At 71.5% G+C, this 23635-nt stretch carries 17 protein-coding genes; 9 read left to right on the top strand and 8 right to left on the bottom strand.

Annotated elements, in window-relative coordinates; all coding sequences use genetic code 11:
• Positions 1–11: 11 nt before the first annotated feature.
• Both OG974_RS11875 and OG974_RS11870 read right to left on the bottom strand, forming a co-directional pair.
• On the bottom strand, positions 12–2435 hold the full coding sequence (locus OG974_RS11875) for a helix-hairpin-helix domain-containing protein (protein ID WP_371646796.1): 2424 nt from the start codon (positions 2433–2435) through the stop codon (positions 12–14).
• Positions 2436–2734: 299 nt separating this feature from the next.
• Complete coding sequence (locus OG974_RS11870; protein ID WP_327282660.1) at positions 2735–3727, bottom strand: aldo/keto reductase; 993 nt, start codon at positions 3725–3727, stop codon at positions 2735–2737.
• Positions 3728–3828: 101 nt separating this feature from the next.
• Here OG974_RS11870 and OG974_RS11865 point away from each other — a divergent pair, with 101 nt between their 5' ends.
• Together OG974_RS11865 and OG974_RS11860 are read left to right on the top strand one after the other, a co-directional pair.
• Positions 3829–4878: an LLM class F420-dependent oxidoreductase gene (locus tag OG974_RS11865; RefSeq protein ID WP_327282659.1), complete on the top strand. Its 1050-nt coding sequence runs from the start codon at positions 3829–3831 to the stop codon at positions 4876–4878.
• 200 nt (positions 4879–5078) lie between these two features.
• A complete protein-coding gene (locus OG974_RS11860; RefSeq protein ID WP_371646395.1) occupies positions 5079–5867 on the top strand; it encodes a ferritin-like domain-containing protein in 789 nt (262 codons plus the stop codon).
• Positions 5868–5887: 20 nt separating this feature from the next.
• Here OG974_RS11860 and corA read toward each other — a convergent pair whose 3' ends face one another.
• Positions 5888–6880, bottom strand: coding sequence for a magnesium/cobalt transporter CorA (gene corA, locus OG974_RS11855; RefSeq protein ID WP_328762243.1), 993 nt, complete (start codon positions 6878–6880; stop codon positions 5888–5890).
• A gap of 54 nt (positions 6881–6934) precedes the next feature.
• Here corA and OG974_RS11850 point away from each other — a divergent pair, with 54 nt between their 5' ends.
• From OG974_RS11850 to mshC, 4 genes are all read left to right on the top strand, one after another.
• Positions 6935–7672 carry a histidine phosphatase family protein gene (locus OG974_RS11850; RefSeq protein WP_327282656.1) on the top strand — a complete coding sequence of 246 codons (738 nt, stop codon included), beginning with the start codon at positions 6935–6937 and terminating at the stop codon, positions 7670–7672.
• Positions 7673–7785: 113 nt separating this feature from the next.
• Positions 7786–8376, top strand: coding sequence for a DUF3090 domain-containing protein (locus OG974_RS11845; protein WP_048476940.1), 591 nt, complete (start codon positions 7786–7788; stop codon positions 8374–8376).
• Positions 8340–9254 carry an SCO1664 family protein gene (locus OG974_RS11840; RefSeq protein WP_328762242.1) on the top strand — a complete coding sequence of 305 codons (915 nt, stop codon included), beginning with the start codon at positions 8340–8342 and terminating at the stop codon, positions 9252–9254. Before OG974_RS11845 ends, OG974_RS11840 begins: the two co-directional genes overlap by 37 nt.
• Before the next feature lie 121 nt (positions 9255–9375).
• A complete protein-coding gene (gene mshC / locus OG974_RS11835; RefSeq protein WP_327282654.1) occupies positions 9376–10605 on the top strand; it encodes a cysteine--1-D-myo-inosityl 2-amino-2-deoxy-alpha-D-glucopyranoside ligase in 1230 nt (409 codons plus the stop codon).
• 72 nt (positions 10606–10677) lie between these two features.
• On the opposite strand, the gene OG974_RS11830 is transcribed toward mshC, so the two are convergent.
• From OG974_RS11830 to OG974_RS11810, 5 genes are all read right to left on the bottom strand, one after another.
• A complete protein-coding gene (locus OG974_RS11830; RefSeq protein WP_371646391.1) occupies positions 10678–11658 on the bottom strand; it encodes a PAC2 family protein in 981 nt (326 codons plus the stop codon).
• A gap of 127 nt (positions 11659–11785) precedes the next feature.
• Positions 11786–13393 (bottom strand): glycerol-3-phosphate dehydrogenase/oxidase, encoded by a 1608-nt coding sequence (locus tag OG974_RS11825; RefSeq protein WP_327282652.1) that lies wholly within the window; start codon positions 13391–13393, stop codon positions 11786–11788.
• 37 nt (positions 13394–13430) lie between these two features.
• Positions 13431–14957, bottom strand: coding sequence for a glycerol kinase GlpK (glpK, locus tag OG974_RS11820; RefSeq protein ID WP_327282651.1), 1527 nt, complete (start codon positions 14955–14957; stop codon positions 13431–13433).
• Positions 14958–15032: 75 nt separating this feature from the next.
• Positions 15033–15815 carry an MIP/aquaporin family protein gene (locus OG974_RS11815; protein WP_327282650.1) on the bottom strand — a complete coding sequence of 261 codons (783 nt, stop codon included), beginning with the start codon at positions 15813–15815 and terminating at the stop codon, positions 15033–15035.
• Positions 15816–16134: 319 nt separating this feature from the next.
• A complete protein-coding gene (locus OG974_RS11810; protein WP_327282649.1) occupies positions 16135–16902 on the bottom strand; it encodes an IclR family transcriptional regulator in 768 nt (255 codons plus the stop codon).
• A gap of 250 nt (positions 16903–17152) precedes the next feature.
• Between OG974_RS11810 and metH the strand changes: the two genes are divergently transcribed.
• The 3 genes from metH (at position 17153) to OG974_RS11795 (ending at position 23565) form a co-directional block, all read left to right on the top strand.
• Positions 17153–20665, top strand: coding sequence for a methionine synthase (metH, locus tag OG974_RS11805; protein WP_327282648.1), 3513 nt, complete (start codon positions 17153–17155; stop codon positions 20663–20665).
• Between the two features lie 113 nt (positions 20666–20778).
• Positions 20779–21480 carry an HAD family phosphatase gene (locus OG974_RS11800; protein WP_327282647.1) on the top strand — a complete coding sequence of 234 codons (702 nt, stop codon included), beginning with the start codon at positions 20779–20781 and terminating at the stop codon, positions 21478–21480.
• A 480-nt stretch (positions 21481–21960) separates the two neighbouring features.
• On the top strand, positions 21961–23565 hold the full coding sequence (locus OG974_RS11795; protein ID WP_328762238.1) for an ABC transporter substrate-binding protein: 1605 nt from the start codon (positions 21961–21963) through the stop codon (positions 23563–23565).
• Positions 23566–23635: the final 70 nt, after the last annotated feature.

The following is a 23635-nucleotide window of genomic DNA, read 5'->3' as shown; positions in this document are numbered from 1 at the left end:
GTGCGTGCGGGTCACTCCGGCTGGTCCTGCGCTGCCGCCACGAGGGCCCGCAGCAGGCCCGTCAGCCTGGTCGTACGCGGCTTCGGCAGCACCTCCGCGACCGCGCGCGGCAGCGCCTGGTCGACGCCGTGCACCACCGACAGGTGGCGCTCCGCCCGGCCGAACGCCGAGTACACCCAGTCCCGGGAGAGGGCCTGCGCCGCGTCACCGGGCAGTACGACGACCACGGCCGGCCAGCGGGCACCGACGGCCTGGTGTGCGGTCACCGCCCAGCCGTGCCGCACCTGTGAATCGACCTGCTCCTTCGGTACGACGATCCGCGCGCCCGCGGCGTCCAGGTGGAGCCCCTGTGCGTCGGCCGACACCACCCGGCCCGGTTCGGCCCGCCCGGGCGAGGGCACGTGGACGACGCGGTCACCGGGGTCGAAGCCGCCGAACCGGCCGGGGCCGGGGTTCAGCCGCTCCTTGAGGGCGGCGTTCAGCGCCCGGGTGCCCGCCGAGCCGCCGTGGCCCGGGGTGATCACCTGGACCGAGTCCGCCGGGATCCCGAAGGCGCGCGGCACGGACTCGGCCACCAGCTGCACCGTGCGGTGCACGGCCTCCCCGGCGTCGCGCACCGGGACGATGACGACCTCCTTGCCGGGGGCGTCGACCTGGTTCAGCTCCCCGATGCCGATCCCCGAGACGAGTTCGCCGATCGGGCCCGGGTCGGGGGTGCGGGAGACCAGCTGCGGGCAGGCGCGGGCCGCCAGCACATCGCCGAAGACCCGGCCCGGCCCGGCGGATCCGAGCACGCCCGGGTCTCCGGAGAGCACCAGCCGGGCCCCGTCGGGGACGGACTCGACGAGCGCGGCGGCGGTCTCCACGTCCAGCTGCGGGGCGTCGAGGACCACGAGCAGGTCCACCGCGAACTGCCCGTCCGCATCCCGGCCGGGCCCCTGCGTCCCGGAGAGCAGTCCGGCCACGGTGACGGCGCCGGGCGCGGGCGCGTGCGCGTGCGCGGCCAGGCAGACGCGCAGGCCCAGGTCGCGGGCGGCCGTCAGCAGGGCCAGCGGTTCGGCGCGGGCAGCCTCGCCGCCGGTGTGGGTGACCAGGCCGTGTCCCGAGACGGCGCGGACCAGGTCGGCGCCCGGGCCGGCGCCGGAGGCGGCCTTCTCCCAGTCCGCCGGATCGTTGAAGGTGTTGGCCAGTCGGGCCAGGCCGTCGGCCAGGCTCTCCTCGGCCAGCGCGTACCCCTCCAGGCCCACGAGGACGCGTACGGGTTGCTCCTCGCCTTCGGCGACCGGCGGGCCGAGCGGTTCGTGGAACACCAGGACGGCGCCTTCGCCGATGGCCTGCTCCAGGGACTCGGCGGGGTCCGGGACGCCGTACTGGGTGAGGGCAGATTCCAGCGTGGGCGCGTCCAGGGCGGTGTGCCCCTTGAGCGCGGCCTGCTCCAGCAGCCAGCCCACGAGAGCGGTGGCGCGCCGCTCGTCACCGGGGCCGGCCTCGGCGCCGAGCAGGGCCCGGGCGAAGCCGTCGGCCTGGGTGGGGCGGACGCCGGCGACGGCGAGGAGCCGCCAGGGGTCGTGCGCGAGCTGCTCCGCGGCGCCTTCGCCGAGGGCGGTGGCGGCCGGGCCGGCCAGCGCCTCGGGGGCGCCGCCGCGGGCGAGTACGGCGCGCACGTCTTCGATGCCGGCCGCGGAGGGGGCGGCGGGCGCGGGACGGGCGGGGGCCGGGGGTGCGGCGGGGGCCGTCGCGGGCTTGCGGGGGGAGGTCGGGGCCTCGTCGAAGTACACCGGGGAGGGCTTCTCCCCGCTCTCCACGGCCCGTACGGCGGCCAGCAGGTCGGCGGCCTTCCCGCTGAGCTTGGCCCCGGCATCGACGGGCCCCTGGCGCTCCGCCTTGCGGCGGGCGATGCGCTCCCGCTCGATCTTCTGCGCGGCCAGCTCGGCCTCGGCCTCGCTGAGCGCGGGCTGCGCCGCCTCGTCGGAGCCGGTCGCGCCCTCGGCCCCCGCGGTGCCCGGTGCCGTGCCGTCTGCGGCCTCCGAGCCCCCGGGTGTGCCGTCTGCGGCCTCCGAGCCGCCGGGTGTCGTGCCGTTCTCGGTCTCCGAGTCGCCGGGTGTGCCGTCTGCGGCCTCCGAGCCGCCAGGTGCCGTGCCGTCCTCGGCCCCCGCGGTGCCCGGTGCCGCGCCGTCTGCGGCCTCCGAGCCCCCGGGTGTGCCGTCTGCGGCCTCCGAGCCGCCTGGTGTCGTGCCGTCCTCGGGCTTCGCGGTGCCCGGTGTCGTACCGTCCTCGGCCTCCGAGCCGCCGGGTGCGTCTGCGGCATTCGCCGTTGCCCCGTGCCTGTCCCCCTCGGCCTCCGGCGTGCCGGGTGCGGCCGTATCGGGGGCGGCGGGCCCGTCGCCCGTGCTCGTCCGCGCGGGGCTTTCCCCCGCCCCGCCCCTTCCCGACACCGGGGGCTCCGCCGCCGGGCCCCCGCTCGCGGCTTCGCCGGAGTCGCCTGCCTGCGGTTCGGCGGCTCCCGCGTCCGTTCCCGGCCGGGCGTCCTGCGGGCCCGCCGGCCGTGCGTCCGCGGCCTCGTCGGGGGCGGCGGGCCCGTCGTCAGCGGGGGTCTGCGCGACGGCCGTTTCCGCGCCCGCGTCCGACGCTTCGTCAGAGCGGCCCGGCTCTGCCGGGTCGGGGTCGGTGGCCGCCTCCGCCTGGGGGCCCGGGGTGGCCGGGTGGTCCGCGGAAGCGGGGTGGCGCTCCGTACTCACAGCGTGCTCCAGTCCTGATCGGGGTAGCGATGCACCGGCGCCGAAACATCGTCCAGCGCCCGGCAGATCTCCTCCGGAAGAGTAAGGGCCTCCACCGACAAAGCCGCCGCGAGCTGCACGGACGTCCGCGCGCCCACGATCGGTGCGACCACCCCCGGCCGGTCCCGGATCCAGGCCAGGGCCACCTGGAGCGGGGTCACCGCCAGGCCCTGGGCCGCCGTTGCCACCGCGTCCACGATGCGGCCGGCCGCGTCGTCCAGGTACGGCTCCACGAAGCCGGCCATGGTCGGCGAGGCGCCCCGCGAGTCCGCCGGAGTGCCGTCCCGGTACTTGCCGGTCAGGACCCCGCGGCCCAGCGGGGAGGAGGGGAGCAGCCCGACGCCCAGGTCCAGCGCCGCCGGGAGGACCTCGCGCTCCACGCCCCGCTGGAGGAGGGAGTACTCCATCTGCGTCGACGCCAGCCGGGTCCGTACCCCCGGGGCGGCGAGCTGCCAGGTCGCCGCCTTCGCCAGCTGCCAGCCGCTGAAGTTCGACACCCCCGCGTACCGGGCCCGGCCGCTGCTCACCGCCAGGTCCACCGCCTGGAGGGTCTCCTCCAGCGGGGTTCCGGGGTCGAAGGCGTGGACCTGCCAGAGGTCCACGTGGTCGGTGCCCAGCCGGGCCAGCGAGTCGTCGAGCGCGGACAGGAGGTGGCCGCGCGAGGCGTCGAACCGGCGGTCCGGGTCCCGTACGGAGCCCGACTTGGTGGCGATCACCAGGTCCCGGCGCGGGACCAGCCCGCCCATCAGCTGTCCCAGCAGGTACTCCGCCTCGCCGCCCCCGTACACGTCGGCGGTGTCGACGAGCGTGCCGCCCGCGTCCCAGAACGTCTTCAACTGCTCGGCGGCGCCCGACTCGTCCGGTCCTTCCGCGGAACGGCCCCAGGTCAGGGTGCCGAGGCCGATCCGGGACACGCGCAGCCCCGTGCGGCCGAGATGCCTCTGCTCCATGAGCGCTGAGACTACTGGGGCACTGCCGCGGCGGGCCCGGGCGCGCTACAGTCCCCCGCAGACCTACGTTACTGATCGGTAAACCGGTAAGGGGACGACACATGCGGCTCGGCATCAATCTCGGCTACTGGGGCGCTGGCATGGACGCCGACAACCTCGCCGTGGCCCAGGAGGCGGACCGCCTCGGCTACGACGTCTGCTGGGCCGCGGAGGCCTACGGCTCCGACGCCCCGACCGTGCTCGCCTGGGTCGCCGCCCAGACCGAGCGCATCGACGTCGGCTCCGCGATCCTGCAGATCCCGGCCCGCCAGCCCGCGATGACGGCCATGACGGCCGCCACCCTCGATTCCCTGACCAAGGGCCGCTTCCGGCTCGGCCTCGGCGTCTCCGGCCCCCAGGTCTCCGAGGGCTGGTACGGCGTCAAGTTCGACAAGCCGCTCGCCCGCACCCGCGAGTACGTGGAGATCGTCCGCAAGGCGATGAGCCGCGAGCGCCTCAGCTACGAGGGCGAGCACTGGACCCTCCCGCTGCCCGGCGGCCCCGGCAAGCCGATCAAGCTCACCGTGCACCCGGAGCGCGAGCACATCCCGCTCTACATCGCCGCCATCGGGCCCAAGAACCTGGAGCAGACCGGCGAGATCGCCGACGGCGCCCTGCTGATCTTCCCAGCCGCAGAGCACCTGGAGGCCACCGCGCTCACTCACATCAGGGCGGGCCGCGAGAAGGTCGGCCTGACCATGGAGGGCTTCGACGTCTGCCCGACCGTCCCGCTGGCCGTCGGCGACGACGTGAGCGCCCTCGCCGACACGTTCCGCCCCTACACGGCCCTGTACGTCGGCGGCATGGGAAGCCGGAAGCAGAACTTCTACAACCAGCTCGCCCAGCGCATGGGCTACGAGAAGGAAGCCGCCGAGATCCAGGACAAGTACCTGGCGGGCGACAAGGCGGGCGCGGCCGCGGCGGTCCCGCACTCGCTGATCGACTCGACCACCCTGCTCGGCTCCGTCGAGCGGATCGCGGACGGGATGCGGGCCTACGCCGAGGCCGGGGTCACCACCCTCACGCTCGCCCCTGCCGGGTTCACCCTCGACGAGCGGATCACCGCCCTGCGGGCCGGCACCGAGGCCATGGAGCGCGCCGGCCTGGCATAGGCGCGTCGTCCGGCAAGGCCCTGCGGCCGTGGTGGGGGCTCGGGGGTCTTCCCCGCCACGGCCGACACAGTCACCAACGCGTGCGGCACCCTCCGGGTTACGCCTCCGGCGTCACCCCTTCACGGGTGCGAGTCCTTCGTTCGGCCGAGTCGTGCGATGCCTCGGTTGCCGGGCCTCCGCATCGGCCGTTGACTCGATGCATGCTCTCTGCCCGCAGCCTGTTCCAGGAGATCGTCGACAACGACGACTCGTTCCAGCTGTTCTGCTCGATCGCCGCCAGCGGGGAGTCCCAGGGCGGCTGGGAGAACGCCCGGATCGCCGCCCTGGTGCCCGACGGCATGCGCGAGCTGGCGCCCAAGATCACCCGGCACGGGGTCGACGAGGACAAGCACGGCCGGATCTTCAGGGCCCTTCTGCGCAAGCGCGGCCTGCCGCCGGTCCCCGTGCCGCCCGAGACCGACTACACGATGCTGCTGGAACGGCGCGGCATCGGTCTCGCGCACGAGAAGCTGCGCCGCGAGGAGCCGCTGACCGAGGAGGACATCGTCGTCTACCTCGCGCACAGCCGGGTCACCGAGCAGCGCGCCGCCGACCAGATGGACATGCTCGTGCGGTACTTCGGGGACCACCCCGTGGTCGGCAAGGCCGTCCGCATGATCAGCCACGACGAGGACAACCACCTCGCCTACTGCCACGAGGAGCTGCTCCGCCTCGTCCGCGAAGGGCACGGCCGGACCATCCAGCGGGTGCTGCGCGACAGCGCCCTCGCCGAGATCTCCGTCTACCGGGACGTGAGCCTCGCCGTGGCGGACCACATGGGCCGGCTGCTGCGCTGGCCCGCGCCCAAGAGGGGCGTACTGGCCGCCGGGATCCACGGGACGTACGCGTACGAGCGCTTCGCCGGCTGGCACCGGATGATCAGCCTGCGCCCGCCGGAGCGGCGCGACGCGCTGGGTGGCCTACCGGTGAACGCCCCCGAGTACGCGTAGCGGCGGCCGGTCGGCCGCCGCTACAGCCAGCCGCGGGTCTTGAACAGCCGGTGCAGGCCCAGACAGGCGCCCACCATCACCAGCAGCACCGCCGGATAGCCCCAGGCGTGCCTGAGCTCCGGCATGTGCTCGAAGTTCATCCCGTAGATCCCCGCCACCATCGTCGGGACGGCCGCCATCGCCGCCCAGGCCGAGATCTTGCGCATGTCGTCGTTCTGCCGGACGCCCATCTGCGCCAGGTGAGCGGCCAGCGCGTCCGACAGCAGCCGGTCCAGGCCCTCGATGTACTCGCTCGCCTTGGTCAGGTGGTCGGCGACGTCGCGGAAGAACGGCTGCGCGTGCTCGTGCACGAAGGGCACGTTCCCGAACGCCAGCCGGTCCATCGGCTGGAGCAGCGGGCTGGTCGCCCGGCGGAACTCCAGCACCTGCCGCTTGAAGCCGTAGATCCGGGCGGCGGTGTTCTTGGTGTCCGTGACGTTCGGCGCGAAGACCTCGGCCTCCACCTCCTCCAGGTCGGCCTGGAGCTCGGCCGCGACCTCGATGTAGTGGTCGACCACCGCGTCGGACACCGCGTACAGCACCGCCGTGGGGCCGTGCCGCAGCACCTCGGGCTCCTGCTCCAGCCGATGGCGTACGGCGGCCAGCGCCGCCCCCTCGCCGTGCCGGACCGTGACCACGAAGGAGTCGCCGATGAAGAGCATCAGCTCGCCCGCGGTCACGGTGTCCGCGTCTTCGTCGTACTCCACCGGCTTGAGCACGACGAAGAGCGAGTCGTCGTACACCTCCAGCTTGGGGCGCTGGTGCGCGGTCAGCGCGTCCTCCACCGCGAGCTTGTGCAGCCGGAACTCCCGACTGACGTGCTCGAACTCTTCCTCCGTGGGCTCGTACATGCCGACCCAGAGGAAGGCGTCACCACTCGCCCTCGCCTCGTCGAGGGCGTCCGAGAGGTCTTCGGGCGCAGGAGAGCGGCGGCCGTCCCGGTACATGGCGCAGTCGACTATCACGCACGGCATTCTCCCCTGCCCGCCCCCACCCCGCACGCGCCGACCACCCCCTAGGCTTGCGCCATGGCCACGCTGATCCTCGTACGACACGGGCGGTCCACCGCCAACACCGCAGGGCTGCTCGCCGGATGGACCCCGGGAGTGGCCCTCGACGAGCGCGGCGCCGAGCAGGCGGCGGCGCTGCCCGCGCGGCTCGCCTCGGTGCCGCTCGCCGCCGCCGTCAGCAGCCCGCTCCAACGCTGCCGGGAGACCCTGGCTCCGCTGCTGGCCGCCCGCCCGGAGCTGGCGCTGCACACCGACGACCGGATCGGCGAATGCCACTACGGCGACTGGTCGAACCGCAAGCTCTCGGAGCTCTCCGACGAACCCCTGATGAAGATCGTCCAGCAGCACCCCTCGGCCGCGTCGTTCCCCGGCGGCGAGTCCATGCGCGCCATGCAGGCGCGCGCCGTGGACGCCGTACGGGAGTGGAACGACCGGATCGAGGAGGAGCACGGGAGCGACGCCGTGTTCCTCATGTGCTCGCACGGGGACATCATCAAGTCCCTTGTCGCGGACGCCCTGGGCATGCACCTGGACCTCTTCCAGCGCATCCACGTGGACCCCTGCTCCGTCACGGCCGTCCGCTACACGCCGACGCGCCCGTTCCTGCTCCGGCTCGGCGACACCGGGGACTTCGGCTCGCTCGCCCCGCGTCCGGCCCGTGCGCCGGACGCGGACGCGGTGGACACGGAGACCTTCGAAAGCGCGACCGAAGACGGTGGGAACGCGGTCGTGGGGGGCGGCGCGGGCGCGGCGTGATCGAACGGCGCAGTAGGGTGGACTGGCCCGATTGAACGCCCCACGGCCGAAGAGCTGAAGAGCGCAGCCGCACGCGTGCAGCCCCGCCTGCCGCCGAGACTTGGAGACTGGACGTGCCCCGTCAGGTGTTCCTCTACGACCCGCCGGACCGTTTCGTGGCCGGCACGGTCGGTCTACCGGGACGCCGTACGTTCTTCCTGCAGGCCTCGTCCGGCCCCCGTGTCACCAGCGTCTCCCTGGAGAAGACCCAGGTCGCGGCGCTGGCCGAGCGGATGGACGAGCTGCTGGACGAGGTCGTACGGCGCACCGGGGGCAACGCCCCGGTCCCGGCCATGGCCCCCGCCGAGGCCGCCGACACCGCGCCGCTCGACGTCCCGGTCGACGAGGAGTTCCGCGTCGGCACCATGGCCCTGGCCTGGGACGGCGAGGAACAGCGGATGATCGTCGAGGCGCAGGCCCTGGTGGAACTCGACGCCGACTCGGAAGAGGACCTCGCCGAGGCGGAGGAACGGCTCCTCCAGGACGAGGAGAACGGCCCGCCGATGCTGCGGGTCCGCCTCACCGGCGCCCAGGCCCGCGCCTTCGCCAAGCGGGCCCTGGACGTCGTCAACGCGGGCCGGCCGCCGTGCCCTCTGTGCAGCCTGCCGCTGGATCCGGAGGGGCACGTGTGCCCGCGCCAGAACGGCTACCGGCGCCAGGCGTGACGGGTACGGGGGAACACGAGGAACTGCTCGCCAAGGGCGAGCTGACGGTCGTCGGCCGGATCCGCGAGGCGTCCAACGCCGTCCTGCTGTGCACGGTGCGGTACGGGGGCGCGAGCGCCGACTGCGTGTACAAGCCGGTCAAGGGCGAGCGCCCGCTGTGGGACTTCCCGGACGGGAACCTGGCCCGGCGCGAGGTCGCCGCCTATCTGGTGTCCGAAGCCACGGGATGGGGCCTGGTGCCGCCCACCGTGCTGCGCGAGGGGCCGTACGGCGAGGGCATGGTCCAGCTGTGGATCGAATCCGGCGCCGCCGGGGACGAGGCCGCCGGGGACGAGGCCGCCGCGGACGAGGCCGGCGCGGACGACGGGACCGCGGACGACGGGACCGGGGACGCGAGCGGCCTGCTGGCCCTCGTCGAGGGCGAGGAGGCGGGGGAGGGCTGGAAGCCGGTCGCCCTCGCCGAGGTCGGGCAGGGCCGCACCGCGCTGCTCGTACACGCCGACGACCCCCGACTGCGCCGGCTCGCCGTCCTCGACGCCGTGATCAACAACGGTGACCGCAAGGGCGGACACCTGCTGCCCGCGCCCGACGGACGGCTCTACGGCATCGACCACGGCGTGACCTTCCACCGCGAGGACAAGCTGCGGACCCTGCTGTGGGGCTGGGCGGGCGAACCGCTGACCGGCGAGGCCCGCGAGGTGCTGGCCTCCCTGGCCGCCCGGTTGGCCGAGGGCGAGCCGCTCGCCACCCGGCTGGCCGAACTGATCACCCCAGCCGAGCTGGCCGCCGTACGGGCCCGGGTGGCCGACCTGCTGCGCAGCGGAGTCCATCCGCAGCCGTCAGGGCAGTGGCCGGCGATCCCCTGGCCTCCCGTCTGACCAGGCCCGGCCGCCCGGCGGCCGGGGACGCACAGAATCGACCGGACCGCAAGAACAGCGATCAAGCCAACAGTGCAGGTCCGGTTCGTTTCCGGAACACACGTCCGGTTAGGCTCGACACATGCATGCCTGGCCCGCTTCTGAGGTCCCCGCCCTGCCTGGCAAGGGCCGCGACCTCCAGATCCACGACACCGCGACCCAGGGGACGATCACCCTCGCCCCCGGTCCCGTCGCCCGTATCTACGTCTGCGGCATCACTCCGTACGACGCGACCCACATCGGTCACGCGGCGACCTACAACGCGTTCGACCTCGTACAGCGCGTGTGGCTCGACACCAAGCGGCAGGTCCACTACGTCCAGAACGTGACCGACGTCGACGATCCGCTGTTGGAGCGGGCCCAGCGCGACGGCCACGACTGGACCGAGCTCGCAGAGCGCGAGACGGCCCTCTTCCGCGAGGACATGACCGCCCTTCGGATGCTGCCCCCGCAGCACTACATCGGCGCCGTCGAGGCCATACCGGGCATCGTGCCGCTGGTGGAGCGGCTGCGCGACGCCGGCGCCGCGTACGAGCTCGACGGCGACGTCTACTTCTCGGTGGAGTCCGACGCGAACTTCGGCAAGGTCTCCAACCTCGACGCCGAGGCGATGCGGCTGCTGTCCGCGGAGCGCGGCGGCGACCCGGAACGCCCGGGGAAGAAGAACCCGCTCGACCCGATGCTGTGGATGGCCGCCCGTCCGGGCGAGCCGAGCTGGGACGGCGGCTCGCTGGGCCGCGGCCGGCCCGGCTGGCACATCGAGTGCGTCGCCATCGCCCTGGACCACCTGGGCATGGGCTTCGACATCCAGGGCGGCGGTTCCGACCTGGCGTTCCCGCACCACGAGATGGGCGCCTCGCACGCGCAGGTCCTGACGGGCGAGTTCCCGATGGCCAAGGCCTACGTGCACGCGGGCATGGTCGCGCTGCACGGCGAGAAGATGTCGAAGTCGAAGGGCAACCTGGTCTTCGTCTCCGCGCTGCGGCGCGCCGGGGTGGACCCGGCGGCGATCCGCCTCGCTCTGCTCTCGCACCACTACCGCGCCGACTGGGAGTGGACGGACGAGGTCCTCGCCGAAGCCGTGGCCCGGCTGGAGCGGTGGCGCGCGGCGGTGTCGCGCCCGGACGGCCTGCCGGCCGACGCGCTCGTCGAGGAGGTCCGCGAGGCCCTGGCGAACGACCTGGACGCGCCGGCCGCGCTCGCGGCCGTGGACCGCTGGGTGGACGCGCAGAACGCCTCCGACGGGGACGACGAGTCCGCGCCGGGCCTGGTGTCCCGCACGGTGGACGCCCTCCTGGGCGTCGCCCTGTAACGGCCCCGGGCCACTTGCCGGTGCCCCCGCCCCATCCGGGGTCGGGGGCACCGTCGTACCGCGGGGCCCCGGTCAGGACTCCGGGGGCGTGTCGTCTTCGTCCGGGGGAGACGGGTCCTCGGCCGTAGGGTCCGGTTTGCGTTTCGGCGGGCGGGTCAACCCGCTGGAGGTGTCCCGCAGGTACGAACCGTCACCCGGCTCCGTGCCGGCGGAGGGGTCGCGCCGCCGCAGGTACCGCTCGAACTCCCGGGCGATGGCGTCGCCCGAAGCCTCCGGCAGATCGGCCGTGTCCCGCGCCTCCTCCAGCGTCTGGACGTACTCCGCCACCTCGCTGTCCTCCGCGGCCAGTTGGTCCACACCGAGCTGCCACGCCCGTGCGTCCTCCGGGAGTTCGCCCAGCGGGATCCGGATGTCGATCAGATCCTCCAGCCGGTTCAGCAGCGCCAGCGTCGCCTTCGGGTTCGGCGGCTGCGAGACGTAGTGCGGAACCGCCGCCCACAGGGACACCGCCGGCACCCCCGCGTGGGTGCAGGCCTCCTGGAGGATGCCCACGATCCCGGTGGGGCCCTCGTACTTGGTCTCCTCCAGGTCCATCGTCCGCGCCAGGTCCGGGTCCGAGGTGACCCCGCTGACCGGCACCGGTCGCGTGTGCGGGGTGTCCCCGAGCAGCGCGCCCAGGATCACGACCATCTCCACGCCCAGTTCGTGCGCGAAGCCCAGGATCTCGTTGCAGAACGACCGCCACCGCATGGACGGTTCGATGCCCCGTACGAGTACGAGGTCACGCGGCTTCGCGCCGCCGATCCGCACCACCGACAGTCTCGTCGTCGGCCACGTGATCTTCCGTACCCCGTTGTCCAGCCACACCGTCGGCCGGTTGACCTGGAAGTCGTAGTAGTCCTCGGCGTCCAGCGCCGCGAAGACCTCGCCCTTCCACTCCCGGTCCAGGTGCGCGACCGCACCGGAGGCCGCGTCACCCGCGTCGTTCCAGCCCTCGAACGCGGCCACCATGACCGGGTCGATCAGCTCGGGCACGCCCTCAAGCTCGATCACCCAGGTCTCCTTCCGAAGTTCCCTTGCGTACGTGGGTCAGCCTAAGCCTTGAGACGACACCAGCCACAGCCCACGACAGAGGGGCGGTTCCCCTCGGAACCGCCCCTCTTCCCCACCTGCGTATCAGCTATGCCTTGCGGCTCAGCATCTCCTCGACCCGTGCGCGCACGGAGTCGTCGTCCAGGCCGCGGACCGTCACCGTGGTGCGCCGGCGCAGCACGTCGTCGACGGTCTCGGCCCACTCGTTGTCCCGGGCGTAGGCGACCTGCGCCCAGATCTCCGGCCCGTCCGGGTGGATCCGCTCGGCCAGCGCCGGGTCCTCGTTCGCGAGCCGCGCGATGTCGAAGGCCAGCGAGCCGTAGTGCGAAGCCAGGTGGCGGGCGGTCAGCGGGTCCATGCGGGAGCCGGGATCGCGGTCCACCAGCAGCCGGTGCGCGACCGCGTTCGGGTTGGCGACACCGGGCAGCGGCACCCGGCGTACGAGCGACTTCACCGGCTCCATGTCGTCGGTGAGGGGGCTGCCGGGCAGCTTGGCCAGCTTGTCCATGACCACGCGGCCGATGTGGCGGTACGTGGTCCACTTGCCGCCGGCCACCGACAGCATGCCGCCGGCGCCCTCGGAAACGACGGTCTCGCGCTTGGCCTTCTCGACGCCGCCGGGGCCGCCGGGCAGCACACGCAGGCCGGCGAAGGCGTACGTCATCAGCGAGCGGTCCAGGTCGGCGTCCTTCACCGAGAACGCCGCCTCGTCCAGGATCTGCTGGATGTCGGCCTCGGTGGCGCGCACGTCCGCCGGGTCGCCCTCGTAGACCTCGTCGGTGGTGCCGAGCAGCAGCTGGTCCTCCCACGGGAGGGCGAACGTGATGCGGTACTTGTCGATCGGGGTGGCCATGGCGGCCTTCCACGGCGACTTGCGCTTCATGACGATGTGCGCGCCCTTGGAGAGGCGGATCGACGGCAGGGAGTGCTTGTCTTCCATGCGCCGCAGGTGGTCCACCCACGGGCCGGTGGCGTTGAGCACGACCCGCGCGTCGACGCCGAACTCGGTGCCGTCGAGGCGGTCCTTGAGCTCGGCACCGGTGACCCGGCCGCGCGTCATGCGCAGGCCGGTGACCTCGGCGTGGTTGAGGACGACGGCACCCGATTCGACGGCCGCGCGGACCGTCATCACGGCGACGCGGGAGTCGTTCATCTGGTGGTCGTAGTAGACCGCGACGGCCTTCAGGTTGTCCGTCTTCAGACCGGGGTTGTCGGCGGCGGCACGGGCCGGGGATATGACCTTGCCCATGCCGTCGCCGAAGGCCGAGAGGGCGGAGTAGGCGAAGACGCCCGCGCCCAGCTTGGCCGCACCCACCGGACCGCCCTTGTAGACCGGCAGGTAGAACGTGAGCGGGTTGACCAGGTGCGGGGCCACGTCCTTGGCCAGTACCCGCCGCTCGTGGTGGTTCTCGGCCACCAGCTTGACCGCGCCGGTCTGCAGGTAGCGCAGACCGCCGTGGACGAGCTTGGAGGAGGCGGAGGAGGTGGCGCCGGCGAAGTCGCCGGCGTCCACCATGGCAACCCGCAGACCCGACTGCGCGGCGTGCCAGGCCACCGAGGTGCCCAGGATTCCACCGCCGATGACCAGCAGGTCGTACGTGGCCTTCGCCAGCTGCTCACGGGTCTCGGCGCGGCTCGCGTTCGAACCGGCTGTCGGGTGCGTGCCCAGCGCGGGAACGCTCTGCAGGGTGCTCATATTTCTTAGCTCCTCGTCGATTGACTCAGCTGGTGCGTCAGCTGGCGTCTTCGTCGTCGATCCAGCCCATGGACCGCTCGACGGCCTTGAGCCAGTTCTTGTACTCGCGGTCCCGCTGCTCGGCGGGCATCCGCGGGGTCCACTCCGCCGCGCGGCGCCAGTTGGCGCGCAGGGCGTCGGTGTCGGGCCAGAAGCCGACGGCCAGGCCGGCGGCGTAGGCGGCGCCGAGGCAGGTGGTCTCCGCGACCATCGGACGGACCACGGGGGCGTCCACGAAGTCGGAGAGGGTCTGCATCAGCAGGTTGTTGGAGGTCATGCCGCCGTCGACCTTGAGGGCCGTGAGCTCGACGCCCGAGTCCTTCGTCATGGCGTCGGTGATCTCGCGGGTCTGCCAGGCGGTGGCCTCCAGGACGGCACGGGCGATGTGCGCCTTGGTGACGTACCGGGTGAGGCCGGCGATCACACCGCGGGCGTCGGAGCGCCAGTACGGGGCGAACAGGCCGGAGAAGGCCGGTACGAAGTAGGCACCGCCGTTGTCGTCGACCGAGAGCGCGAGGGTCTCGATCTCGGCCGCGGTCTTGATCATGCCCATCTGGTCGCGCATCCACTGGACGAGCGAGCCGGTGACGGCGATGGAGCCCTCCAGCGCGTAGACCGGCTTCTGGTCGCCGATCTGGTAGCCGACCGTGGTCAGCAGGCCGCTGTAGGAGTTGATGACCTTGTCGCCGGTGTTCATCAGCATGAACGTGCCGGTGCCGTACGTGGACTTGGCCTCGCCCTCGGCGAAACAGGTCTGGCCGAACAGCGCGGCCTGCTGGTCACCGAGCGCCGAGGCGACCGGGACGCCGGCGAGGACGCCGTCCTTGACGTGGCCGTAGACCTCGGCGGAGGACTTGATCTCGGGGAGGACGTTGAGCGGGACGCCCATGGACTCCGCGATCTTCTCGTCCCAGGCCAGCGTGTGCAGGTTCATCAGCATGGTGCGCGAGGCGTTGGTGACGTCGGTGACGTGCACGCCGCCCTGGGTGCCGCCGGTGAGGTTCCAGATGACCCACGAGTCCATGGTGCCGAAGAGGATGTCCCCGGCCTCGGCGCGCTCGCGCAGGCCCTCGACGTTGTCGAGCAGCCAGCGGACCTTCGGGCCGGCGAAGTACGAGGCGAGGGGCAGGCCCGTCTCGCGGCGGAAGCGGTCCTGGCCGACGTTGCGGCCGAGCTCCCGGCACAGGGAGTCGGTGCGGGTGTCCTGCCAGACCAGCGCGTTGTGCACCGGCTCGCCGGTGTGCCGGTCCCACAGGAGGGTGGTCTCGCGCTGGTTGGTGATGCCGACGGCCTTGACGTCGGCGGCGGTGATCTCGGCCTTGGCGATGGCCCCGGCGACGACCTCCTGGACGTTGGTCCAGATCTCGGCGGCGTCGTGCTCGACCCAGCCCGGCTTCGGGAAGATCTGCTCGTGCTCCTTCTGGTCGACGGCGACGATGCGGCCGTCGCGGTCGAAGACGATGCAGCGGGAGGAGGTGGTGCCCTGGTCGATCGCGGCGATGAAGGGGCCGGTGCTGGTGGTCATGTGGCTGCTCCTGGCAGGTCTCTGAGTTGGCGTATCAGGGGGCGGTGCGGATCTTGCGATACGTGCCGATGCTGATCAGGCGAACGCGATGTTGTACAGACCGCCGGCGAGCGCGGCACCGACGAGCGGGCCGACCACCGGGATCCAGGAGTATCCCCAGTCCGAGCCGCCCTTGTTGGGGAGCGGCAGCAGGGCGTGGACGATGCGGGGGCCGAGGTCGCGGACCGGGTTGATGGCGTAACCGGTCGGACCGCCGAGAGAGAGGCCGATGCCGACGACGACGAAGGAAGTGATCAGGACGCCGATGACGCCGAGGCCCTTGCCGTCGGCCTGGAGGCCCTGGGTCAGGATCGCCAGGACCAGGACGAAGGTGCCGATGATCTCGGTCGTGAGGTTCTGGACGATGTTGCGGATCTCCGGGCCGGTGGAGAAGACACCGAGGACCGGGCCGGCCTGGTCGTGCGGGTGCGGGTCCTCCGGGCCGAGCTTGGCGTCACGGATGTGCTCCGGGTCCGCGAGGTGCACCGCGAACTGTCCGTAGTAGGTGACCCACATCAGGACCGCGCCGAGCATGGCGCCGAGGAGCTGTCCGGCGAAGTAGACCGGAACGTCGCTCCAGTCGCCGTTCTTGATGGCCAGGCCGACGGTGACCGCCGGGTTGAGTTGCGCACCGGAGAGCGGGGCGGACACGTAGGCGGCGATCAGAACGGCGAAACCCCAGCCGAACGTGATCGCGAGCCAGCCTGCGTTCCGGGCCTTGGAGCTCTTGAGCGTCACGGCGGCGCAGACGCCACCGCCGAGCAGTGTGAGCAGGGCGGTACCGATGGTCTCGCCGATGAAGATGTCGGAGGTAGACACCCGCGACTCCTTTGCCTTGCGTCCAGGGGGTGGGCGGACACCGGGTCCCGTCCGGTGTTCCGCGCACTCGGTGAGTGCTTCACCGGTCCTTTGGCCTTGCCACACCCTAACGCGTATTGCCGGTAGGTGTTCGACAATGCCGACCGATGAACGGCAGTTTTCCGCCCAGGTGAAGAACGCGTCAAGGGTTGGCCTGGCCAAAGTGTCGGATCGTTACCACTAGGTACGATCACCCAAATCCGGCCATCCGATGGCCGGGATATGGCGAAAAGAAGGCAGAAAGCGGCCAGGGAGTGGCCGAGAAGGGGCTGGAGGGGGCCTAGAACCGGCCCGCGCCGAGGTCGCGTGAAACAGCGCGCGCACAGTCCCGTACGGACGCCACGAGGCTCGCCCGGGGCTCCCCGGACTCCCCGCACACCCGCTCCACCGCGCCGGCGACCGCCACCGCGCCCACCGGCATCCGGCGCCGGTCGTGGATCGGCGCCGCCACCGAGGCGATGCCCTCCCAGGTCTCCTCGACGTCCGCGGCCCAACCGCGCGCCCGGGTCAGGTCGAGGATCTCCTCGAACCCCGTGCCGTCGGTGACCGTACGGGGCGTGAACGCCTCGCGCTCCGCCTCCAGCGCCTCGGTGTGGGCGACCGGGTCGAACGCGGAGAGCACCTTGCCCAGGGCCGTGGAGTGCAGCGGCTGCATGGCCCCCACCTCCAGCACCTGACGGCTGTCGTCCGGGCGGAACACGTGGTGCATGATCAGCACCCCGCTCTGGTGGAGCACGCCCACGTACACGCTCTCGCCGCTCGCCCGGGCCAGGTCGTCCGTCCACACCAGCGCGCGGGCCCGCAGCTCGTGCACGTCCAGGTAGCTGTTGCCCAGACGCAGCAGCTCCGCGCCCAGTTGGTAGCGGCCCGAGGCGGGGTCCTGCTCCACGAAGCCCTCGGCCTGGAGCGTGCGCAAGATTCCGTGCGCCGTGCCCTTGGCCAGGCCCAGGGCCCCGGCCACGTCCGAGAGACCCAGCCGGCGCTCGCCGCCTGCCAGGAGCCGCAGCATCGCAGCGGCTCGTTCGAGCGACTGGATGTTCCGTGCCATCGTGCAGCCTCCTGCTGACGTAGTTCGACAATGCTGAACAGTATCGGTCGATGTCGACCTTGTGCATGGTTGGGCAACTGTTCAGGCCTCCGTCGACCAGGACACCCCTGGCAGACCCCCGCGCACAGAATGCAGTCCGCCACGTGGGACGCCCGCACCGGGGTTGATGCCACCCGGTTACCCTGAGCGCGTGCACCCTTGACAGCGAGGGTGCAAAGCCGACAGCCGTCGCATCCCAGGGAGCTCACCCATGGCCTCGTTGCCGAACCCGCCTGCAGACACCCAGACCCGGGCCGATGCCCTCCGAGAGGCACTGGCCACCCGCGTGGTCGTCGCCGACGGAGCCATGGGAACGATGCTCCAAGCGCAGGACCCCAGCCTCGACGACTTCCAGCAGCTCGAAGGCTGCAACGAAGTCCTGAACACCACCCGCCCCGACATCGTGCGCTCCGTACACGACGCGTACTTCGCGGTCGGCGTGGACTGCGTCGAGACCAACACCTTCGGTGCGAACTTCGCGGCGCTCGCCGAGTACGACATCCCCGAACGCAACTTCGAGCTGTCGGAGTCCGGCGCCCGCATCGCCCGCGAGGTCGCCGACGAGTACACCGCCTCGACGGGTCAGCAGCGCTGGGTCCTCGGCTCCATGGGCCCCGGCACCAAGCTGCCCACCCTCGGCCACATCGACTACGCGACCATCCGCGACGCCTACCAGGTCAACGCCGAGGGCCTGATCTCCGGCGGGGCCGACGCCCTGCTCGTCGAGACCACGCAGGACCTCCTGCAGACCAAGTCCTCCATCATCGGTGCCCGGCGCGCGATGGAGGCCCTCGGCGTCTCCGTCCCGCTGATCTGCTCCGTGACCGTCGAGACCACCGGCACCATGCTGCTCGGCTCCGAGATCGGCGCCGCGCTCACCGCGCTGGAGCCGCTCGGCATCGACATGATCGGCCTGAACTGCGCCACCGGCCCCGCCGAGATGAGCGAGCACCTGCGCTACCTCGCCCGCAACGCGCGCATCCCGCTCTCCTGCATGCCCAACGCCGGCCTGCCCGTCCTCGGCAAGAACGGCGCGCACTACCCGCTGTCCGCCCCCGAGCTCGCCGACGCCCAGGAGACCTTCGTCCGCGAGTACGGGCTCTCCCTCGTCGGCGGCTGCTGCGGCACCACGCCGGAGCACCTGCGCCAGGTCGTCGAGCGGGTCCGCGGCCTGAGCCCGGCCGGCCGCGAGCCCCAGCCGGAGCCCGGTGCGTCCTCGCTGTACCAGACCGTCCCGTTCCGCCAGGACACCGCGTACATGGCGATCGGCGAGCGGACGAACGCGAACGGCTCGAAGAAGTTCCGCGAGGCCATGCTCGACGCCCGCTGGGACGACTGCGTCGAGATGGCCCGCGACCAGATCCGCGAGGGCGCGCACATGCTCGACCTGTGCGTGGACTACGTCGGCCGCGACGGCGTCGCCGACATGAAGGAGCTCGCCGGGCGCTTCGCCACCGCCTCGACGCTGCCGATCGTCCTGGACTCCACCGAGGTTCCCGTGATCCAGGCGGGTCTGGAGAAGCTGGGCGGCCGCGCCGTCATCAACTCGGTGAACTACGAGGACGGCGACGGCCCGGAGTCCCGCTTCGCGAAGGTGACCCGGCTGGCCCGGGAGCACGGCGCCGCGCTGATCGCGCTGACCATCGACGAGGAGGGCCAGGCCCGCACGGTCGAGCACAAGGTCGCCATCGCCGAGCGCCTGATCGCCGACCTGACCGGCAACTGGGGCATCAACGAGTCGGACATCCTCATCGACACGCTGACCTTCACCATCTGCACCGGCCAGGAGGAGTCCCGCAAGGACGGCATCGCGACGATCGAGTCGATCCGCGAGCTCAAGCGCCGCCACCCGGACGTCCAGACCACGCTGGGCCTGTCCAACATCTCCTTCGGTCTGAACCCGGCCGCCCGCGTACTGCTGAACTCCGTCTTCCTCGACGAGTGCGTCAAGGCCGGCCTGGACTCGGCGATCGTCCACGCCTCGAAGATCCTGCCCATCGCGCGCTTTGACGAGGAGCAGGTCAACACCGCCCTCGACCTGATCCACGACCGCCGCACCGAGGGCTACGACCCCCTCCAGAAGCTGATGGCGCTCTTCGAGGGCGTCAACACCAAGTCCCTCAAGGCCGGCCGCGCCGAGGAGCTCCTGGCGCTCCCGCTCGACGAGCGGCTCCAGCGCCGCATCATCGACGGCGAGAAGAACGGCCTGGAGGCCGACCTCGACGAGGCGCTCCAGACCCGCCCGGCCCTGGACATCGTCAACGACACCCTCCTGGAGGGCATGAAGGTCGTCGGCGAGCTCTTCGGCTCCGGCCAGATGCAGCTGCCGTTCGTCCTCCAGTCCGCCGAGGTCATGAAGACCGCGGTCGCCTACCTCGAACCGCACATGGAGAAGACCGACGACGAGGGCAAGGGCACCATCGTGCTCGCCACCGTCCGCGGCGACGTCCACGACATCGGCAAGAACCTCGTCGACATCATCCTGACCAACAACGGCTACAACGTCGTCAACATCGGCATCAAGCAGCCGGTCTCCGCGATCCTCGAAGCCGCGCAGGAGCACAAGGCCGACGTCATCGGCATGTCCGGCCTGCTCGTCAAGTCGACCGTGATCATGAAGGAGAACCTGGAGGAGCTCAACCAGCGCAAGTTGGCGGCCGACTACCCGGTGATCCTCGGCGGCGCGGCCCTCACCCGTGCCTACGTCGAGCAGGACCTCCACGAGATCTACGAGGGCGAGGTCCGCTACGCCCGCGACGCGTTCGAGGGCCTGCGCCTGATGGACGCCCTGATCGCCGTCAAGCGCGGCGTCCCCGGCGCGGCCCTGCCCGAGCTCAAGCAGCGCCGGGTCGCCAAGCGGGACGCTCCCGTCCTCCAGGTGGACGAACCGCAGGAGCCGGGCGGCCGTTCCGACGTGGCCGTCGACAACCCGGTCCCCACCCCGCCGTTCTGGGGTACCCGCGTGGTCAAGGGCATCCCGCTCAAGGACTACGCCTCCTGGCTGGACGAGGGCGCGCTGTTCAAGGGCCAGTGGGGCCTCAAGCAGGCCCGCGCCGGTGGCGCCTCGTACGAAGAGCTCGTCGAGAGCGAGGGCCGGCCGCGGCTGCGCGGCCTCCTCGACAAGCTGCACACCGAGAACCTGCTCGAAGCCGCCGTCGTCTACGGCTACTTCCCCTGCGTGTCCAAGGGCGACGACCTGATCATCCTGGACGAGCAGGGCAACGAGCGGACCCGCTTCACGTTTCCGCGCCAGCGCCGGGGCCGCCGCCTGTGCCTCGCCGACTTCTTCCGCCCGGAGGAGTCCGGCGAGACCGACGTGGTCGGCCTCCAGGTGGTCACCGTCGGCTCGAAGATCGGCGAGGCCACGGCCAAGCTGTTCGAGTCCGACTCGTACCGCGAGTACCTGGAGCTGCACGGCCTGTCGGTCCAGCTCGCCGAGGCCATGGCCGAGTACTGGCACGCCCGCGTCCGCGCCGAGCTCGGCTTCGGCGGCGAGGACCCGGCGGCGGTGGAGGACATGTTCGACCTGAAGTACCGCGGCGCCCGCTTCTCGCTGGGCTACGGTGCCTGCCCCGACCTGGAAGACCGCGCGAAGATCGCCGACCTCCTCCAGCCGGAGCGGATCGGCGTCCACCTCTCCGAGGAGTTCCAGCTCCATCCGGAGCAGTCCACCGACGCGATCGTCATCCACCACCCCGAAGCGAAGTATTTCAACGCGCGCTGAGGCGGAGCGACGTACACTTGACGGTCCCACAGGCCGGTCGCCTGATCTTCGGGGGAATGCCCCGCGGGGAGACAGGCGGCCGGCCTTCTCGTCCTCTGAGAGAGGTGTGCCGGATGACCAGCACCGTTCCCGCCCCCGTCGCCCGTACGGCCGACGGGCATGCCCTCCAGGCGGTGTTGCTGGACATGGACGGCACCCTCGTCGACACCGAGGGCTTCTGGTGGGAGATCGAGGCGGACGTCTTCGGCGCACTCGGACACCAGCTCGACGAGGCCTGGCGCGACATCGTCGTCGGCGGGCCCATGACCCGCAGCGCGGCCTTCCTCATCGAGTCCACCGGCGCCGCCATCACCCTGGCGGAGCTGACCGTCCTGCTCAACGAGCGCTTCGAGGAGCGGATCGCCGCGCAGGTCCCGCTGATGCCGGGAGCCGAGCGGCTGCTGGCCGAGCTGGCCCGGCACAACGTGCCCACCGCCCTGGTCTCCGCCTCGCACCGCCGGGTCATCGACCGGGTGCTGCGCACCCTGGGCCCCGAGCGGTTCGCGCTGAGCGTGGCCGGCGACGAGGTGACCCGCACCAAGCCGCACCCCGACCCGTACCTGTTCGCCGCCCGCACCCTCGGAGCGCACCCCTCGCGCTGCGCGGTCATCGAGGACACCGCGACCGGCGTCGCCTCCGCCGAGGCCGCCGGGTGCCGGGTCGTGGCCGTGCCCTCCGTCGGCGTCATCCCGCCCGCCCCGGGCCGCACCATCGTCCGCTCGCTGGAGGACGTCGACCTTCCGTTCCTGCGCTCCCTCATCACTCCGATGAACTGATCGCATACGCTCAGTGCCGAACGGAACAGCGGCCTGCACCCGGTCCCGCGGAAGGATCTTCCGTTCCATGGCCCGGAGGCTGAAATTCCATCCTTTCCGTGGCAGTTCTCTCGGGTGACCTTTGTCACCCGCCAAGCCCCCGACGGACCTGTCGGGGGGCTTGGAAACCTTCCCTTGTGTCCGGATTGATCAGCTCCTGACCGAATCTGCGGTGACTCCTACATGGACAGGCAGTCCGCACCCATCACCGTGCGATTACGCCCCAAGTCCTGCCAGTTCAAGCCATCCCGTCCCAGGCCACTAATGTCGACGCGGGCACTACGCCGCACCTCTGCCGTACCGGACGCACACCCTCGTACCGGCACGGCGTGGACCGATCGTCACAACACCGGCCCGATCGTTCCGCCCTGAACGGGCGACCGCCGCGAAGTGCCCTTTACGCCGCTTTGAGCAAGTGCCGGTCAAGGGAGTACTTCCAGCATGAACCGCAAGACCCTGGTGCTGACGGCTGCGGCCGGACTGCTCACCCCCGCGCTCGCCGCATGCGGCAGCACGAGCGGAGGCGGAGCAGGATCCGGAGCGATCGTCGTCGGAACCACCGACCGGTTCGAGGCAGCCGACTACGCTCCCGCACCGTTCGACCCGGCTTACGCCTACGACGCCGGCGCCTGGAACGTCCTGCGGCAGACCGTCCAGACGCTGATGCACACCCCCCGCGGCGGCGGCCAGCCCGTCCCCGAAGCAGCCTCCGACTGCCGCTTCACCGACACCGGCAACGAAAGCTACCGCTGCACCCTGCGCCCCGGCCTCAAGTTCGCCAGTGGCGAGCCGCTGACCGCCAAGGACGTCAAGTTCTCCATCGAGCGCGTCCTCGCCATCAAGGACGAGAACGGCCCCTCCTCGCTGCTGTCCACCATCGACACCATCGAGGCGAAGACCGCCGACACCGTCGTCTTCCACCTGAAGACCCCGGACGCGACCTTCCCGTACAAGCTCTCCACCCCCGCCACCGGCATCGTGAGCGAGAAGAACTACGACGCGAAGAAGCTCCGCGAGGGCTTCGCCGTCGACGGCTCCGGCCCGTACACGATGAAGGCCGAGGTCAAGGACGACCACCTCGTCCGGGCGATCTTCAGCAAGAACCCGAACTACAAGGGCGACCTCAAGCTGCAGAACGACAAGGTCGAACTGCGCACCTTCACCGACTCCGCGGCCATGGGCAAGGCACTCACCGCCGGATCCGTGTCCATGGTCTCCCGCACCCTGTCGCCCGCCCAGATCGCCGAGTTCGCGGCCAAGCCGCCCAAGGGCGTCAAGCTGGTCCCGATGCCCGGCCTGGAGATCCGCTACATCGGCTTCAACACCGAGGCCCCGGTCGTCAAGGACAAGGCAGTGCGCCAGGCCCTCGCCGCCGCCGTCGACCGCAACGCGATCATCGACAAGGTCTACGGCAAGTCCGCGCAGCCGCTGTACTCCCTGGTCCCCACCACCGTGACCGGACACGTCAACTCCTTCTTCAACAAGTACGGCGAGGCCAACACCGCGAAGGCCGCCGACCTGCTGAAGGCCGCCGGGATCAAGACCCCGGTCAAGCTGACGCTGAACTACACCAAGGACCACTACGGCGACGGCACGGCCACCGAGTTCGAGACCCTCAAGAACCAGCTGAACTCCACCCAGCTGTTCGACGTCACCGTCCAGGGCTCCGACTGGTCCGACTTCCGGCCCGCGCAGAAGAAGGGCGACTACGCCGCCTACGGGCTCGGCTGGTTCCCCGACTACCCGGACGCCGACAACTTCCTCGCTCCCTTCCTGGAGCAGGACAACTTCCTGGGCACGCCGTACGCCAACACCGCGGTGCGCACCAGGCTCATCCCCGAATCCCGGCGCGCCGTCGACCGCAACGTCGCCGTCCCCGCGATCACGGAGATGCAGGACATCGTCGCCGAGGACGTGCCCGTCCTGCCGCTGTGGCAGGGCAAGCAGTACGTCGCCGCACGCGACGGGATCACCGGAGTGGAGTGGTCCGTCAACGCCATCTCCGACCTCCAGCTGTGGGAACTCGGCCGCGGTGTAAGCGGCTGATACCGGCAGCAACCGGCAGCAACCGGCGGCGGGTGTCGCAGGCCGGCGCAACGATTCAGTGAGACTGTGA

It is taken from the genome of Streptomyces sp. NBC_00597, assembly GCF_041431095.1.
Taxonomy (GTDB): Bacteria; Actinomycetota; Actinomycetes; order Streptomycetales; family Streptomycetaceae; genus Streptomyces.
Note: the sequence above shows the minus strand (reverse complement) of the source record. Positions and strands in the feature narration are given on the sequence as shown.